Origin of the sequence: Alkalicoccus chagannorensis DSM 18086, assembly GCF_000429725.1 — a bacterium.
Classification (GTDB): Bacteria; Bacillota; Bacilli; order Bacillales; family Salisediminibacteriaceae; genus Alkalicoccus; species Alkalicoccus chagannorensis.
On sequence record NZ_AUCK01000011.1, the window covers coordinates 44,928 to 58,761 of the forward strand.

Below are 13,834 nucleotides of genomic sequence, written 5' to 3' on the forward strand. Positions count from 1 at the left end.
TGAAACGGAATTGACAGAAGAGGAGTGGACATGAACATGATGAATCTCAACCGGATCAACCACTTGCAGCAGGAAATGACTAAGAAAGGTATCGATCTGATGATGCTCCAGTCTCGTTCGAATGTATTCTATGCTTCCGGCTTTGATGCCGACCCGCATGAACGACTGATCGCCGTGCTTCTGCCCGCTGACGGTGACCCGTTTACCGTATGCCCCGGTATGGAGAAGAAGCAGATTAGCGCTTTGTTTGATGGAGCTGTTTACGGCTATGATGACAGCACCGATCCGTGGACGCTGCTTATGCAGATCATTCAGGAAAAAAAACTCCCCCACGAGACGATTGCACTGGAGGAAACGATGGCCTGGGCCAGAGTCCAGCAGTGGGAGCAGCTCGCTCCAGGAGCGGCACTCGTATCTGCTGATCCTATCCTGCTGGAAGCGAGGGGAAAGAAGACCGCTGACGAAAGAAAAGCGATGGAAGAAGCAGCCGCCCTGGCAGATTTCGGTGTCGAGACGGGCATCTCTGCTCTGAAAGAAGGGGTCACGGAGATGGAAGTGATCGCCGCTGTAGAGTTCGCACTCAAAAAAGAAGGCGTCCGCGAGATGTCCTTCAGCACCATGGTCTTGTTTGGAGGCGGAGCTGGCGATCCCCACGGAAATCCCGGAAACAGAAAACTGGCAGCAGGGGACGGCGTCCTATTCGACCTCGGCGTCCGCTGGAAAGGCTACACATCAGACATCACGCGCACGGTGTTCTTCCGGCATGCGGATGAACAACAGCGCCGTATTTATGAAACTGTCCAGAAGGCGCAGGAAGCTGCGGTCCGAGCCTGCCGGACAGGAACGAGACTCGGCGACATCGATACGGCAGCCAGGAACGTCATTGAGCAGGCCGGCTGGGGCGATTACTTCCCGCACCGGATTGGGCACGGCATCGGCATCGATGTCCACGAAGCTCCTTCCATGAGCTCGAATAACAACGACAAACTTGAAGCAGGACTCGCCTTCACGATTGAACCAGGCATCTACCTGCCTGACACGCTCGGGGTGCGGATCGAAGATGATATCATCATGGAGGAAGCGGGTCCGGTGCTGTTAACGGCGTACCCGAAAACACTGCAGATCGTCTGATTAAAGATTTTTGTGGATCACATCCACTGCTCCGGTGACTTCGAGCACGCTCCCGGTCACCATATCGGCCTGATCGTCTGCGAAGAACGTGACGGCCCGCGCGATGTCCCCTCCAGTACCTGGACGACCAATCGGCGTGTTTTCATCCTTTTCGCCAATCGCTGCAGAAATCGGGGCTTCTTTCCACTCTCCCAGGATCTCGCCGGGACAAACCATATTTGCTGTAATCCCGTACGCTGCTTCTTCCAGAGCGACGGATCGGGTCAGCGATACAAGTCCTGATTTCGCACTGGCAAAGGCAGCCCGGTAAAGCCATCCGGGCGCGTGGCCCGCTTCTTGAAAGCCGTATGTGACGATCCTGCCGAACCGCTGTTCTCTCATCACCGGAACGGCCCTCCGCAATAGATAAAAAGCCGAGTGAAGATTCCCATGCATCATGGAAAGCCATTCCTCGTCGTTGTAATCTGCGAGTGCCTTCCGCTCGAAAATATACGGGCCGGCATTCAGCACAAGCACATCCAGCCGTCGGTACGTATCGAGGACCTGGTCCATCATGCTTTCCAGCTCCTCTTTCTTCTGGACGTCCGCTTGAATCAGCTGGACGTCCGCTCCCTGCGCTTCCCATTCGCGCCTGCACGATTCCGCTGCTTCATGGTCGGAGCGGTATGTAGCCGTTACGGAGTAGCCTTTCTCAATCAAGGACGATGCCACTTGTTTTCCAAGTCCTTTTGTTCCTGCGGTTACGAGTGCATGTCTCATCTTATGTCCCTCCTGATGTTTTTCTGTCTATATTGTGAACGAAAAAGCAGAGAGATGCCAATCATCCACTTCGTTGTGTTTGATTTCTTCTGCCCAGGGAATAGGAATAATAGAGACATTACATCATGAACCGCATCCCGAATAAAGGAAGGGGAGGAGTTACAATGAGTGTACGTTACAACAACATTCTCGTAGCAGTAGATGGATCAGACGAAGCGAAGCGTGCTTTTAAAAAGGCTGCTTTTATGGCTAAGGACAACGACGCACGGTTGATACTGGCTCACATTGTGGATACCCGCACGTTCGCTTCTATTGAACACTATGACCGGAATATCTTCACAGAAGCAGAACAGTATGCGAGAGACCTTCTTGACGGGTACCGGGAGCAGGCAGAAGAACAAGGGGTCAAAGACATTACGCTCATCGTGGATCAAGGATCTCCAAAAATCAAGATCCCAAAAGATGTGGCGAAAAAGCATGAAGTCGACCTCATCGTAACCGGGGCGACCGGGCTGAACGCTGTGGAACGTTTCCTCATCGGAAGCGTCTCTGAGCATATCGTACGCCACGCGAAATGCGACGTCCTCATCGTCCGTACGGAGAACAAACAGGAAGTGGAATAAGCGGCCTTCCGTTATCACGACATCATGAAGAAGCCCCATCGGCAGAGAATGCTGATGGGGCTTCTTTCGCTCTCATTTCCAGAGAAGTCCGGGATTCTTTAGGCCGGAACCGAGCGCACGCGCGTCGTCGCCGCATGGGTTTAATGGAAGGAACAAGTTCTACGTTCTTCGCGCGCAGCAGAATAAGCGTCAAAGAATACGTACGAAAATCGGGCGCTGTGCCTGCGGCGCCTCGTATCCTCGGGAAGCGTGGCAGTCAAAGACGACGCATGGCACCTCTTCCACTGCCGAAGTACAGGCCCACATATAGGAATGGGATGTCGGCTTCAGATCCTTCTCCCGCAGGACTTAGATACGCGTTCCATCGGCATGAAGAACGTCCTGTTCCAACAGGTGGGCCTGAAGGAGGTTGACCATCGGCCGGATCCACTGCTCCGTGACGGGAGCCAAGTTGTTCGCGAGTGTCTGTCGTTCCAGTTTCACCCCACGGGCGGACATGCTCTGCGCCTGGCGGTACAGAGGAATGGCCACCTGGAATTTCTGAGTTGTGCTCCAAGCAATGGTCGAAGCAGGAAGGAAGAAAGGATGCAGCATCCTCATTTCTTATAACGAAAGGCTCGTTTTTCCTAAGAGAGAAAAAGCATTGCAGCCTTTTTAAAAAAAAGAGCGGCGCGCAGCCGGCGACTCCGGGAGGATCAGGACGATTCGAAGATCCGGCTGCCGGCGGCAGACTAGCGGAGAGAGTCCCCTCCGGAAAGCGTCCGGCGGAAGCAGAGCGTCCCTCCGTATGCCAAATAATATCTGTTGTTTGGATGATATTGGTTAATGAAAAGGCCTGAACTCATGTCTTCTTACCTACTGGCTTGCTTTCAGTATAGATAAAGCGCACGTGTCTAAACAGGTACATGTTCTTTGACGCTTACGCAGCAGACAAGCCGTCGTCTTCTTTTATGAAAACTTATACATTCCTATACTAAAAAAAAGACGATGCCCGGGGTTCGCCCTGGAACATCGTCTTTTTGTCCCCGCTCAAAGCTGAGTATTGTTGTGGATGTCATGCCGCTCTCGCCTGCGGCGGCGTTTCTCCAGATCAACAAGTGTTCTCCTCTTAAAACCGGCACCAGTTTCTTTCAGGAAAGAAACTGGTGTGTGGCGGTTACGCTTCCGGACTGAGCCGGACCGTATCTCTGGCAATCACGACTTCTTCATCCGTCGGAATGACAATGACTTTTACCGGAGAATGAGGGTAGTTGATAAATGCTTCCTGTCCGCGGATTTTGTTCAGCGCCGGGTCCCAGTAAATACCCATGAACTCCAGGCCTTTCAAGACCTGCGCGCGGATGACATCACTGTTTTCCCCGATACCAGCGGTGAAGATTACCGCATCGAGTCCGTGCATCCGTGCAGCATAGGAGCCGATATATTTGTGGATACGGGAGGTGAACACTTCCAGTGCCAGTCTGGCACGCTCATTTCCGTCGGAAGCATGCTTCTCAATATCGCGGAGGTCGCTGGAGAAGCCGGACAAGGCAAGCATTCCCGATTTTTTGTTGAGTACGTCCATCACTTCTTCTGCAGACAGATCCGCTTTTTCCATAATATAAGGGATCAGGGCCGGGTCGATATTACCGGAACGCGTTCCCATCGTAACACCTGCCAGCGGTGTGAAGCCCATGGATGTGTCGATGGACTGTCCACCCTCAATGGCTGCAATGGATGCTCCGTTACCGAGATGGCAGGAGATCAAGCGGAGGTTTTCCACCGGCCGGTTCAGCAGCTCAGCCGCTCGTTCGGATACGTATTTGTGGGACGTCCCGTGGAAACCATATTTTCTGATGCCGTATTTCTCATAGTACTCATAAGGAAGGCTGTACAGATACGACTCTTCCGGCATGGTTTGATGAAACGCCGTGTCAAAGACGGCAACAGCCGGAACGTTCGGCAGTACTTCCTGAAAAGCTCGAATTCCAGTCAGGTTGGCCGGATTATGCAGCGGAGCCAATTCCGAAACATCTTCGATCCCACGAATAACGTCTTCGTTGATCAAGACAGAATCATTGAACTTCTCCCCACCGTGAACAACCCGGTGACCAATGCCGTCGATTTCATTCAATGACTGGATGATACCGGATCCTGTAAGCTTATCCAGCAGTATTTTTACTGCCTGTTCATGATCAGGGATGTCCAGCGTTTCCTTGTTCTTCTCCCCATGCACTTCGATGGTGAACTGAGCATCATTCATCCCGATCCGTTCTACAATTCCCTTGGTAAGAATGTCTTCTTCCGGCATGGTTAAAAGTTGAAACTTCAACGATGAACTGCCGGCGTTAATGGCCATTATTTTAGACATGGTTAATCGCTCCTTCATGATGATACAAAAACTGCTCCTTATATTAAATCATCGATAAGCTGCACGTGCAACACCTGTATCACTAAGAAAACGCTTCACACTAGAACACAGAGTAAACAGAATTCTCCTGGCACAAAAAGGTTGCAGCATGTTCATCTGATCTTTTACACTGTTTTTCAACCAGCCATTACAACAGTTAAATGTGCGCTTCCACCCATTCCTTGATCTGCTTCATCATGTCAGCAAGGGCGGCTTCTTTCGTGAACGACGGAAGTTCTGCCAGCAGCGCCTGCTCTGGCACAGCCATTCCCGGCGTACGCTTTCGCAGTACAAGGATGCTTTTCCCGGCTTCTTTCGTTTTAAACATCGTCTGCGGCAGCTGCAGCAGTGCATAGACCACGGCCTCTTCTTTCAAAACGGGATCCAGCATGGCTGCCTGCTCCGACTGAAACAGGTTGTTTGGTACGAGGAAGACAGCAAAGCCTCCTTCTTTTACATGGCGGATTCCCTGCTCCATCAGCAGGTGGTGGACATAGGAATGGCCTTCTTCTACTCCTGTCCGGAAGGAAGCCGCGGTGTCATCATCCGGGTAATACCCCTGTGGAAGATCCGAGACGACAGCATCTACATTTTTCAGTGCAGGAGAACCGACGCTCTCCTGATGAAACAGATCCGCCTCGTGCTCCTGCAGTTCGGCATTCATCCAGGCGAGTTTGAGCAGCGTTTCATCCGGCTCCGCTCCCACGAAATGAACAGCACTGTCCATCTGGTTGATCACTGCCGTCATAAGATTACCGGAGCCGACGGCCGGGTCCCACACGACGAGTTTTTCTTTGTCTTCTTTCGCCGTGAGCAGGTTCAGGAGATAGCCTGCAAACAGCGAGACGGCATCAGGCGTCATGGCGTGATGCGGCTGGACAGCTTCCTTCATTCCCTGCAGCACGGCCAGCTGCAGGGCCCTTCTAATTTCTTCCTTTTCGGCTGCCGGCCTCGCATCACGAAGGGCGAGAAGCTCTTGTTGGACCTCTTCTGAATACGCCGCGGGAACGTCGCCAGTGCGAATGATGCTTCCGAAATCACCCAGCGCCTCCAGAAATAACGTTTCTTCTTCCTGTTTTTGGATCAGCTGCGCACCTTCATGTAAAATCCGGTGATACTGTTCTGTCTTCGTTTCCTCCACAATACATCCCTCTTTCTCAGCGTAGCTTTTCAACATACGAGCATAACAGTTTTTTGATTCCAGTGAAAGCACAAGCGTTGTATGCAGAAAAAGACCTCCTGCGTGAAGCCGTCAGATACGTCCCTTTCCGTCGGAGGCGGAAGCAGAGCGTCTCTCCATATTCCAAATAAGAAGCTCTTTCTGTTGCTTTTTATAGAAAAAACAACAGATATTATTTGGATGGTATTAGTTAATCAACAGACGTGAACGTATACATTCCTATCATGTAAAAAAGCACGCTGGAAAAGAGAACCTTTCCAGCGTGCACCTATCATTACTTTTCCCTGAGACTGCCCGTTATTCCGCTTTCTTCAATGCTTCCAGTGCAGCATCGTAATCTGGGTGGCCGCTGACTTCCGGTACGTACTCTGTGTACGTGATCGTCCCTTTGGAATCGACAACGAACACAGCCCTTGCGAGCAGGCGCAGTTCTTCCATCAGCACCCCGTAGTTCATCGCAAAATCCAGGGAACGGTGGTCCGAATACAGTTTTGCCTGCTCCAGTCCACTGTCTGCGCACCATCGCCGCTGAGCAAAAGGGAGGTCCAGACTGATCGTCCATATTTCCGCACCCGCCACTTGTTCCACTTCTTCGTTAAAACGACGGGTCTGCTGATCACATGTACTCGTATCGACAGACGGTACGGCACTGATCAGCACCTTCTTTCCTTTCGCTTCGGAGAAAGAGACTTCCTGAAGCTGCCGGTCCAGTACCGTGAAATCCGGTGCCTGATCCCCTTCCTGCTTCTGCTGTCCCTGTAAGGTAACGGGATTCTCTTTAAACGTAATGTTTGCCATGGCTGCTTCCTCCTCTAAACGTAGATTAGTCGGCCGCGGGAACGTTCTGTTCCGTGCGGCGCGGCAGACGGATCGTCCGCTGCGGTTCGTGAATCACAACCGTACTGCCGATGATATCATGAATCCCCCGCTTTTCTGGATGAAAAGCGACAAAAAGATACAAAATATTCGTGATGACGAGCGTGCGGTGAAGGAATCTGCCGATCAGTTCCCGGAACAAAATGTCCCCCCATGACAGCAGTTCCTGTTCACGGGATACGACGCGCAGGCCGAAGATCATTTTACCGAGCGTCTTCCCCCAGAAGCCGGTGAGCAGGATGAAGTAGCCGTACGTGACGACGCCGCTCAGCAGGGCGGTCAGAGAAAACACCAGCAGGTTGAGCTCCAGTCCGCCTGTGATCATTTGATACAAGCCGAGGACCGCTCCGCTCAGCGAGCCGGTAACGAGTAAATCGGCTGCATACGCCCAGAGGCGGATCCAGAATCCTGCCGGAGCAGCTTCTACTGCTGCCGGTGCTGACGTGTTCTCTGCATATACAGGTTCTTCGGTAGTGCCGGGTTCATACTGGTTTTCAGTCATAGTTGTTCACCTCAGTCCGTATAGAGATACATCAGCTCGCGTCCCTGATTACTGGTCACCCAGTCGAGAAGCTGATCTTTTTGCGATTGGGAAGCGAACGTTTCAGCAGCTGCGCCCATCAGGGAACCGATACCGAAGCCGGCTTCATATTCCACAACAGAGTAATCCTGGCCAAGGTCTTCTTTCATCGCATCGACCGCATCGTCAAGATTGCCCGTGTCATCAACCAGTCCGTTATCCACTGCCTGGGACCCGGTATAAATCCGCCCGTCTGCAAGTTCGAGTATTTCTTCCCGGCTTAAGTTCTCTCTGCCTTCGTCAATCACGTCAACAAACTGTTCATACGCATCGTCGACGATCGACTGCAGCACCTCTTCATCTTCGTCGGTCATCTCCCGCGTCGGGGACATGATATCTTTAAACTCGCCGGACTGGATCGTGTTGTCACTGATTCCCAGGTCGTCGGCAAGCTCCGCCACATTAATGGACTGCATGATGACCCCGAGTGAGCCTGTGATGGTCTGTCCATTGGCAAAAATCCGGTCAGCCGGCGCAGAAACATAGTAGCCTCCGCTTGCTGCCTGATTTCCCATCGATACGTACACATCTTTGCTGTATTCTTCCTGCAGGTTCTGGATACTGTTATGTATCTCATCACTCTCCACGACGCCTCCGCCGGGAGTATTCACCCGCAGGACAACACCGGACACTTCTGGATCTTCTGCAGCCTGTTCGAGCTGGCGAAGCAGCAGCTGATGGTCGTATCCTCCACCGAGCAGCCCGGCTCCACCGGCCATGATCGTTCCTTCAATTGGAATCACGGCGATTTTCCCGGCGTCCGTGCCCTCTTCCACGACACGCTCATTGACAGGATCTGTTCCACCTTCGAATACTTCTGTAAAATCGGTCTGGAGTGCCGTCGTTGCGAGATTGATAATCCCGCTTACGAGCACGACTGCTGCGGCCGCTGCGAGAGCAGCCCAGCGCTTTCCATTCATCATATGTCCGCCTCCTTAAGTTGCTTTCTTCTTTCTATTCACTTTCCACCCTGCTCAAAAACCTATTACTGCGCGCACCGCACGGATTTGATATGATAATAGAGAACCTGAATTTGATCATCCCGACAGCAAAGGAGCTCTGATGGTATGACAGACCGCAAAAAAGTCTATTTATTCTACAAAAAAACGGATGAACTTGAACCGAAAGTGCAGAAAATCAGAGAACTCGGCAAAAAGTACGGCTTCACACTGACCGAGCGGCCGGAAGAGGCCAACATCATTGCCAGTTTCGGCGGGGACGGCACTTTTCTGCAGGCGCTTCAGAAAACCCGCTTCCGTGAAGATGCGCTGTACATTGGCATCAACGACGGAGAATTCGGCTTTTACACGGACTTCTCTACGGAAAATACCGAGAGACTGGAGCTGGCGATGCAGTCGGACCTTGTGGAAGTCCTACGCTATCCGACACTCGAAGTGACCATCGACGGCGAAAAAACCTTCCACGTTCTAAATGAAGTCTCTCTTCGTTCGAATATCATCAAAACGTTCGTCATTGATGTATTCGTCGATGATCTTTACTTTGAAACGTTCCGGGGGGACGGCCTGCTCGTCTCCACACCGACGGGAAGTACGGCCTACAACAAATCCCTTGGCGGTGCCATTGTCGATCCGAAACTTCCTTCCATGCAGCTGACTGAAATGGCTTCAGTGAACAATAATCAATACCGTACGCTCGGTTCTCCTATGGTTCTGAGCAAACAACGGGAGCTGAAGCTGAAGATTGTGCAGGACGGGAATGACCATCCAATTATCGGCATTGACAATGAGGCACTCGGAATCCGCCACAGTCATGACATCTCGGTCAGGGTTTCCGACCGCACAGTCAAAACCCTCCGCATGAAAGACAACTTATTTCACAACAAATTGAAGCGCAGCTTCCTATAACTACCGCCGTTCCACCGTGCCGTGCGCATGGGAACCGCAGCAGGCTGCAGCCTGCGTCAGCAATGGCAGAGCGCCCGGGATGCTTCTTCCCGGGGGCTTTTTTGTAGTTTAGGAAGTATAAGTTTTCATACAGGGGGATGGCAGCTTCATGCGCTCCACGGGAAGAAACAAAAACGTTATCTTCCCTCAAAAAGCTTGCAGCGCTTTGCGCTTTTGTTCTCAGGAGGGAATCTCCCCCTACTTGTACGGGAAGAAGGGTTCTTCGGTTTCAGTTCTCTCTTCGGCTGTACATCACGGCGCCGGCTACCACCGTTTGTTCGACATGCAGCTCCAGCCACCGATCAGGGTCAAGAGTGAAAAGATCTCCCGACAGCACCGTAAAATCCGCCTCATAACCCGGCGCAATAATGCCGGCCCTTTCTTCTTTCACTACAGCTTGAGCACTGCCATGCGTAAAGAGCTGCACCGCTTCAAACGGGGTCAATGCTTCTTCCGGATACCACCCTTGATGGCGTTCTTCCGGCTTCCGTCTAGTGACCGCAGCGTGCAGGCCGAGCAGTGGATTAACAGGCTCGATCGGAGCATCCGATCCGCCAGCGCAAAGCAGCCCTTCCCGCAGAAGAGTTTTCCAGGCGAAGGCATCTTTCATCCTTGCACGCCCGAGCCGCTCAATCACCCACGGGAAATCTGACGCAGTAAACTGAGGCTGGATATCCAGCACAAGCGGGAGGCGCTGCATGCGCTTCCGTAAATCCGGACGTGTCACCTGAAGATGAATAAATCTGTCTCTCGTTCCCGGAGGCGCCGGATAGGTTTCCACTGCGTGCAGTGCCATCTCCAGCGCTGCATCCCCGATCACATGGACCGCGGCCCCCATGCCGGCTTTCCTCGCCCGTTTCACGAGGGCATCCATTTCCTCCTGGGAATGGATCGCTACGCCCTGCACGCCGGGAGCATCGTCATAAGGGGAGGAGAGGAGAGCGGTCCTTCCTCCCAGGGCACCGTCGGCAAAAATTTTCACCGTATTCAGCTTGACGTACGGATGCTCCGCTTCATACGCCAGCACTTCGTCCAGTGCCTCGTGATGCACAAGTAGATCGGCCCGGAACCGCTGCTCATCGTGAATCAGTTCATAGAACAGCTCCAGGGTTTCCTTCGGTGACCGGTAATAGAATAAATCCTCCGTATGTCCTCCAGTAAAACCATTCCGGTGAAGGTCTGTCAACGCAGTCTGCATCGCCAGCTTGACATCATCCCGGCTCTTTTCGGGAAGTATGCCCCGGATCAGCTCCTGTGCCTGATCATGAATATAGCCGGTCGGCTCACCTTCCTCTGATCTCTCAATCCTTCCCCCTTCAGGTGAAACGGTCGACGCATCCACCCCGGCCGCTTCCAGCGCATACGAATTGACGGTCATCGCATGCCTGCATACTCTGGTCACCATTACCGGATGGCTGGTTGTGATCTGATCCAGAAAATACTTATCCGGCACACGGCTGCCTTCATACAGGTTTTCGTTGAAGCCTTCTGCTGTAATCCAGCTGCCGGGCGGCGTTTCATTCGCTTTTTGTTGAAGGAGCACCTTAAGCTCATCCAGGCTCTTCACGCCCGAGACATCCAGTTGCAGCAGCTTTTCCCCATGACCGACAACATGCAGATGACTATCGACAAATCCAGGATAGAGGACGCCGTTTATATGTATCTCTTCTGATACGTGATCCCCGTATCGGCTGCGGAGTTCCGACTCCCGGCCAACTGCCTCAATGTATCCTTGATTTGTGACAACCGCTTCCGCTGAATCGGCTTCCTGTACCATTGTTCTGATTTTTCCGCCATACCAAAGTGTATACAATTCAGAAACGCCTCCTTCCTCTTATCCATTATGCTGTTTTTCCCCTGTCTTCTGCAAGGCAGAAGGTGGCCGGGACTGGTCTCCAGCACCCCCACGCTGAAAAGAAACGGGCGCCTTGCTGACAGCTTGCACACGGCAGAAACGAAGCGGAAGCCTTTTTAGAGCAGGTCATCTGCCTCATCAGCCGGCTGTTCTGCCTGAATATACATCGTCTCTGCATTCTCAACCGCTTCGTCCACAAGCTCTTGAATCGGAAGAAAACTTTCGTAGTAGGCGACTTTCTCCGCGTTCGGACGTGTTTTTACGTCTGATGCCAGAAACAGAGTACAGCAGTCTTCAAAAGGAAGAATCGACGTGGCGTATGTGCCGATCCGCTCTGCCTGTGCAATTACCTCCATTTTGTCCATCGTAATCAACGGCCGGAGCAGCGGCATTGTTGTCACCTGATTGATCGCATACATGCTGTCGATCGTCTGGCTTGCTACTTGACCAAGGCTCTCCCCTGTCAGGAGTGCTTTAATATCCTGTTGTGCTGCAATCGCTTCTGCCATCCGCAGCATGAACCTTCTCATGACGGTAATCTCACAGTTATCGGGCACCTGCTGATGGATGGCGAGCTGACAGGCTGTAAACGGCACGATGTGCAGGCGCACTCCGACGCCGTATGCCGCAAGCCGGCGCGCCAGATCCTTCACCTTCTGCAGAGCCCGGTCGTTCGTATACGGCGGACTGTGAAAGTGAACCGCGTCCAGCGTGAGCCCCCGTTTCATGGCATAGTAGCCGGCCACCGGGCTGTCAATCCCGCCGGAAAGAAGAAGCATGCCCCGTCCACTCGTACCGACTGGCAGTCCTCCGAGACCCGGCTTCTGTCCGCCGGAGACGTAGATGCCATCTGTTCGTATTTCTACTTTCAGCTCAAGGTCCGGCTGATGCACGTCCACGGTGCAGGACGGATTGTTCCTTAAGACGGCACTGCCGATCCGTTGATTCATCTCCTGTGAACCGACAGGAAACTGTTTTTCTATCCGCCGTACCGAGACCTTGATCGTACCTCCGCCGGGGAGCATCTCTTTCGTCATCAAATCAGCTGCGCTGAAGACGGCTTCTTCATCCAGCTCCGTCCGCATGACCGGACTGAACGAAGCAATGCCGAAAACGTCCTGCAGAGCCGACTCCACTTCCAGCCGCGGAGCCCCGTTCAGGTGGACATACAGACGTCCGAATGACCGGCTTGTTGTCACTTCGGGCCACACGGCTAGTTTTTTCCGGACGTTCTTTTCAAGTCGACTTTCGAATTTTTTACGGTTTTTCCCCTTTACGGATAGCTCCGCATATCGTATGAGCAGAGAATCTGCCTTCATAGCGCTGCACCTGCCTTTATGATTTTCTCCTCTGCCTGCAGCCACGCCTGCTTAAATCCTTCGACATCCTCCTCCGTGGTTGATGATGTCAGTGAAATACGGACCGCACCGCTGCCATCAAGCCCCATGCCCTTCCATACCCGGCTGCCTGCTGCTTTGGAGCTGCAGGCGGAGGTGGTGGATATAATGACATCCTGCTCTGCCATCGCCTGAATGAAGGGTTCCGGATTCCGGGTTGTTAAGGCGGCAGCCGTAATGTGAGGCGCACTCTCTCCCGGCTGCAGCACGAATACGTCAGGCCTTTCCAGCAGAAACTGCTGTATGTCCAGACTCAAGCGCCGCATGTGCTGCTGTTTATCCCCCGCCGCTTCCATCGTGAGTCGGAGCGCCTTTGCTAAGGATACCGCCCCCGCTGCATCGGCAGTACCGGAGCGGAGTCCTGCTTCCTGCCCGCCCCCATGGAGTAGCGGCTTCAGCAGAGACGCCTTCCGCACAAGCAGTGCTCCCGTTCCTTTCAGTCCGTGTATTTTATGACCGGAGATCGTCAATAGATCAACCCCTGCTTCAGAGAAATCCAACGGGACGCGCCCGGCTCCCTGTACATGGTCGACGTGAAATGCGACGTTCGGGTAGTGCTGCAGCATGCCACCGACCTCTTCTATTGGAAATACGACGCCCGTCTCATTGTTCACATGCATCATCGATACGAGGCAGGTATGATCCTTCAGGGCGGACTCGACCTGCGGGACCGTGATTCTCCCGTCCTGGTCCGGGTGAAGCCATGTGATGTCGACACCCTGCGATTCAAGGTGAAGGCATGTCTCATGAACAGAAGGATGTTCCACGGTGGTGACGACCATATGCACCCTGCCTGTTTTGTTCTTAGCTGTTCCCTGAATGGCCGTGTTGTTTGCTTCCGTTGCCCCGGAGGTGAAGATGACCTCAAACGGCTCTGCACGAAGCTGTGCAGCCACCTGTTTTCTGGCTTTCTCCAGTAGGTTTTCGGCTCTCGTTCCTTCCGGATGGAGGGAAGCAGGATTTGCAAAATACGCATCCGCAGCTGCCTGGTAGGATGCCAGTACCGCAGGATCCGGTCTGGTGGATGCACTGTTATCAAGATAAATCATCCGGACTCTCTCCTTTCAATCCGTTATCCTATCATATCTGAAAATGAGATACGATTGTTTCCTCTGTTTCTTTGATGCAGGACGTTCCGGA

The 13,834-nt window shown here is 52.9% G+C and carries 13 protein-coding genes; 3 read left to right on the top strand and 10 right to left on the bottom strand.

Annotated features, from left to right (window positions below):
* Nucleotides 1-30: 30 nt before the first annotated feature.
* Nucleotides 31-1,131 carry a M24 family metallopeptidase gene (locus tag G477_RS0107500; protein ID WP_415783255.1) on the top strand — a complete coding sequence of 367 codons (1,101 nt, stop codon included), beginning with the start codon at nt 31-33 and terminating at the stop codon, nt 1,129-1,131.
* Here G477_RS0107500 and G477_RS0107505 read toward each other — a convergent pair whose 3' ends face one another.
* Complete coding sequence (locus tag G477_RS0107505; RefSeq protein ID WP_026697421.1) at nt 1,132-1,890, bottom strand: SDR family oxidoreductase; 759 nt, start codon at nt 1,888-1,890, stop codon at nt 1,132-1,134.
* Between the two features lie 164 nt (nt 1,891-2,054).
* On the opposite strand from G477_RS0107505, the gene G477_RS0107510 reads away from it, so the two are divergent.
* Nucleotides 2,055-2,513: a universal stress protein gene (locus G477_RS0107510; protein ID WP_026697422.1), complete on the top strand. Its 459-nt coding sequence runs from the start codon at nt 2,055-2,057 to the stop codon at nt 2,511-2,513.
* 348 nt (nt 2,514-2,861) lie between these two features.
* On the opposite strand, the gene G477_RS0107515 is transcribed toward G477_RS0107510, so the two are convergent.
* From G477_RS0107515 to sppA, 6 genes are all read right to left on the bottom strand, one after another.
* Nucleotides 2,862-3,107, bottom strand: a complete 246-nt coding sequence (locus tag G477_RS0107515; RefSeq protein ID WP_026697423.1) for an IS66 family transposase — start codon at nt 3,105-3,107, stop codon at nt 2,862-2,864.
* A 562-nt stretch (nt 3,108-3,669) separates the two neighbouring features.
* Nucleotides 3,670-4,863: an acetate kinase gene (locus G477_RS0107520; protein ID WP_026697424.1), complete on the bottom strand. Its 1,194-nt coding sequence runs from the start codon at nt 4,861-4,863 to the stop codon at nt 3,670-3,672.
* A 196-nt stretch (nt 4,864-5,059) separates the two neighbouring features.
* The gene (locus tag G477_RS0107525) at nt 5,060-6,043 is read right to left on the bottom strand and encodes a class I SAM-dependent methyltransferase (RefSeq protein WP_245575431.1); all 984 of its coding nucleotides are present in this window, start codon (nt 6,041-6,043) and stop codon (nt 5,060-5,062) included.
* A gap of 336 nt (nt 6,044-6,379) precedes the next feature.
* Complete coding sequence (gene tpx, locus G477_RS0107530; RefSeq protein ID WP_026697426.1) at nt 6,380-6,880, bottom strand: thiol peroxidase; 501 nt, start codon at nt 6,878-6,880, stop codon at nt 6,380-6,382.
* A 25-nt stretch (nt 6,881-6,905) separates the two neighbouring features.
* A complete protein-coding gene (locus tag G477_RS19025; RefSeq protein WP_051287797.1) occupies nt 6,906-7,460 on the bottom strand; it encodes an RDD family protein in 555 nt (184 codons plus the stop codon).
* Between the two features lie 11 nt (nt 7,461-7,471).
* Nucleotides 7,472-8,461 (bottom strand): signal peptide peptidase SppA, encoded by a 990-nt coding sequence (gene sppA, locus G477_RS0107540; RefSeq protein ID WP_156897310.1) that lies wholly within the window; start codon nt 8,459-8,461, stop codon nt 7,472-7,474.
* Between the two features lie 144 nt (nt 8,462-8,605).
* Between sppA and G477_RS0107545 the strand changes: the two genes are divergently transcribed.
* Complete coding sequence (locus tag G477_RS0107545) at nt 8,606-9,403, top strand: NAD kinase (RefSeq protein WP_026697428.1); 798 nt, start codon at nt 8,606-8,608, stop codon at nt 9,401-9,403.
* A gap of 268 nt (nt 9,404-9,671) precedes the next feature.
* Here the strand turns inward: G477_RS0107545 and G477_RS0107550 are convergent, their stop codons facing one another.
* The 3 genes from G477_RS0107550 to G477_RS0107560 form a co-directional block, all read right to left on the bottom strand.
* Nucleotides 9,672-11,255 carry an amidohydrolase gene (locus tag G477_RS0107550; RefSeq protein ID WP_026697429.1) on the bottom strand — a complete coding sequence of 528 codons (1,584 nt, stop codon included), beginning with the start codon at nt 11,253-11,255 and terminating at the stop codon, nt 9,672-9,674.
* Between the two features lie 158 nt (nt 11,256-11,413).
* Nucleotides 11,414-12,616, bottom strand: a complete 1,203-nt coding sequence (gene thiI, locus G477_RS0107555) for a tRNA uracil 4-sulfurtransferase ThiI (RefSeq protein WP_026697430.1) — start codon at nt 12,614-12,616, stop codon at nt 11,414-11,416.
* The gene (locus G477_RS0107560) at nt 12,613-13,743 is read right to left on the bottom strand and encodes a cysteine desulfurase family protein (RefSeq protein ID WP_026697431.1); all 1,131 of its coding nucleotides are present in this window, start codon (nt 13,741-13,743) and stop codon (nt 12,613-12,615) included. The genes thiI and G477_RS0107560 overlap by 4 nt, the downstream gene beginning before the upstream one ends.
* Between the last annotated feature and the right edge of the window lie 91 nt (nt 13,744-13,834).

What these genes read in the sequence shown, in the direction of transcription:
- tpx (WP_026697426.1), bottom strand. Translation starts at nt 6,880, where the DNA reads ATGGCAAACATTACGTTTAAAGAGAATCCCGTTACCTTACAGGGACAG.
- G477_RS0107545 (WP_026697428.1), top strand. Translation starts at nt 8,606, where the DNA reads ATGACAGACCGCAAAAAAGTCTATTTATTCTACAAAAAAACGGATGAA.
- G477_RS0107505 (WP_026697421.1), bottom strand. Translation starts at nt 1,890, where the DNA reads ATGAGACATGCACTCGTAACCGCAGGAACAAAAGGACTTGGAAAACAA.
- G477_RS0107520 (WP_026697424.1), bottom strand. Translation starts at nt 4,863, where the DNA reads ATGTCTAAAATAATGGCCATTAACGCCGGCAGTTCATCGTTGAAGTTT.
- G477_RS19025 (WP_051287797.1), bottom strand. Translation starts at nt 7,460, where the DNA reads ATGACTGAAAACCAGTATGAACCCGGCACTACCGAAGAACCTGTATAT.
- thiI (WP_026697430.1), bottom strand. Translation starts at nt 12,616, where the DNA reads ATGAAGGCAGATTCTCTGCTCATACGATATGCGGAGCTATCCGTAAAG.
- G477_RS0107515 (WP_026697423.1), bottom strand. Translation starts at nt 3,107, where the DNA reads ATGCTGCATCCTTTCTTCCTTCCTGCTTCGACCATTGCTTGGAGCACA.
- G477_RS0107500 (WP_415783255.1), top strand. Translation starts at nt 31, where the DNA reads ATGAACATGATGAATCTCAACCGGATCAACCACTTGCAGCAGGAAATG.
- G477_RS0107510 (WP_026697422.1), top strand. Translation starts at nt 2,055, where the DNA reads ATGAGTGTACGTTACAACAACATTCTCGTAGCAGTAGATGGATCAGAC.
- G477_RS0107560 (WP_026697431.1), bottom strand. Translation starts at nt 13,743, where the DNA reads ATGATTTATCTTGATAACAGTGCATCCACCAGACCGGATCCTGCGGTA.
- sppA (WP_156897310.1), bottom strand. Translation starts at nt 8,461, where the DNA reads ATGATGAATGGAAAGCGCTGGGCTGCTCTCGCAGCGGCCGCAGCAGTC.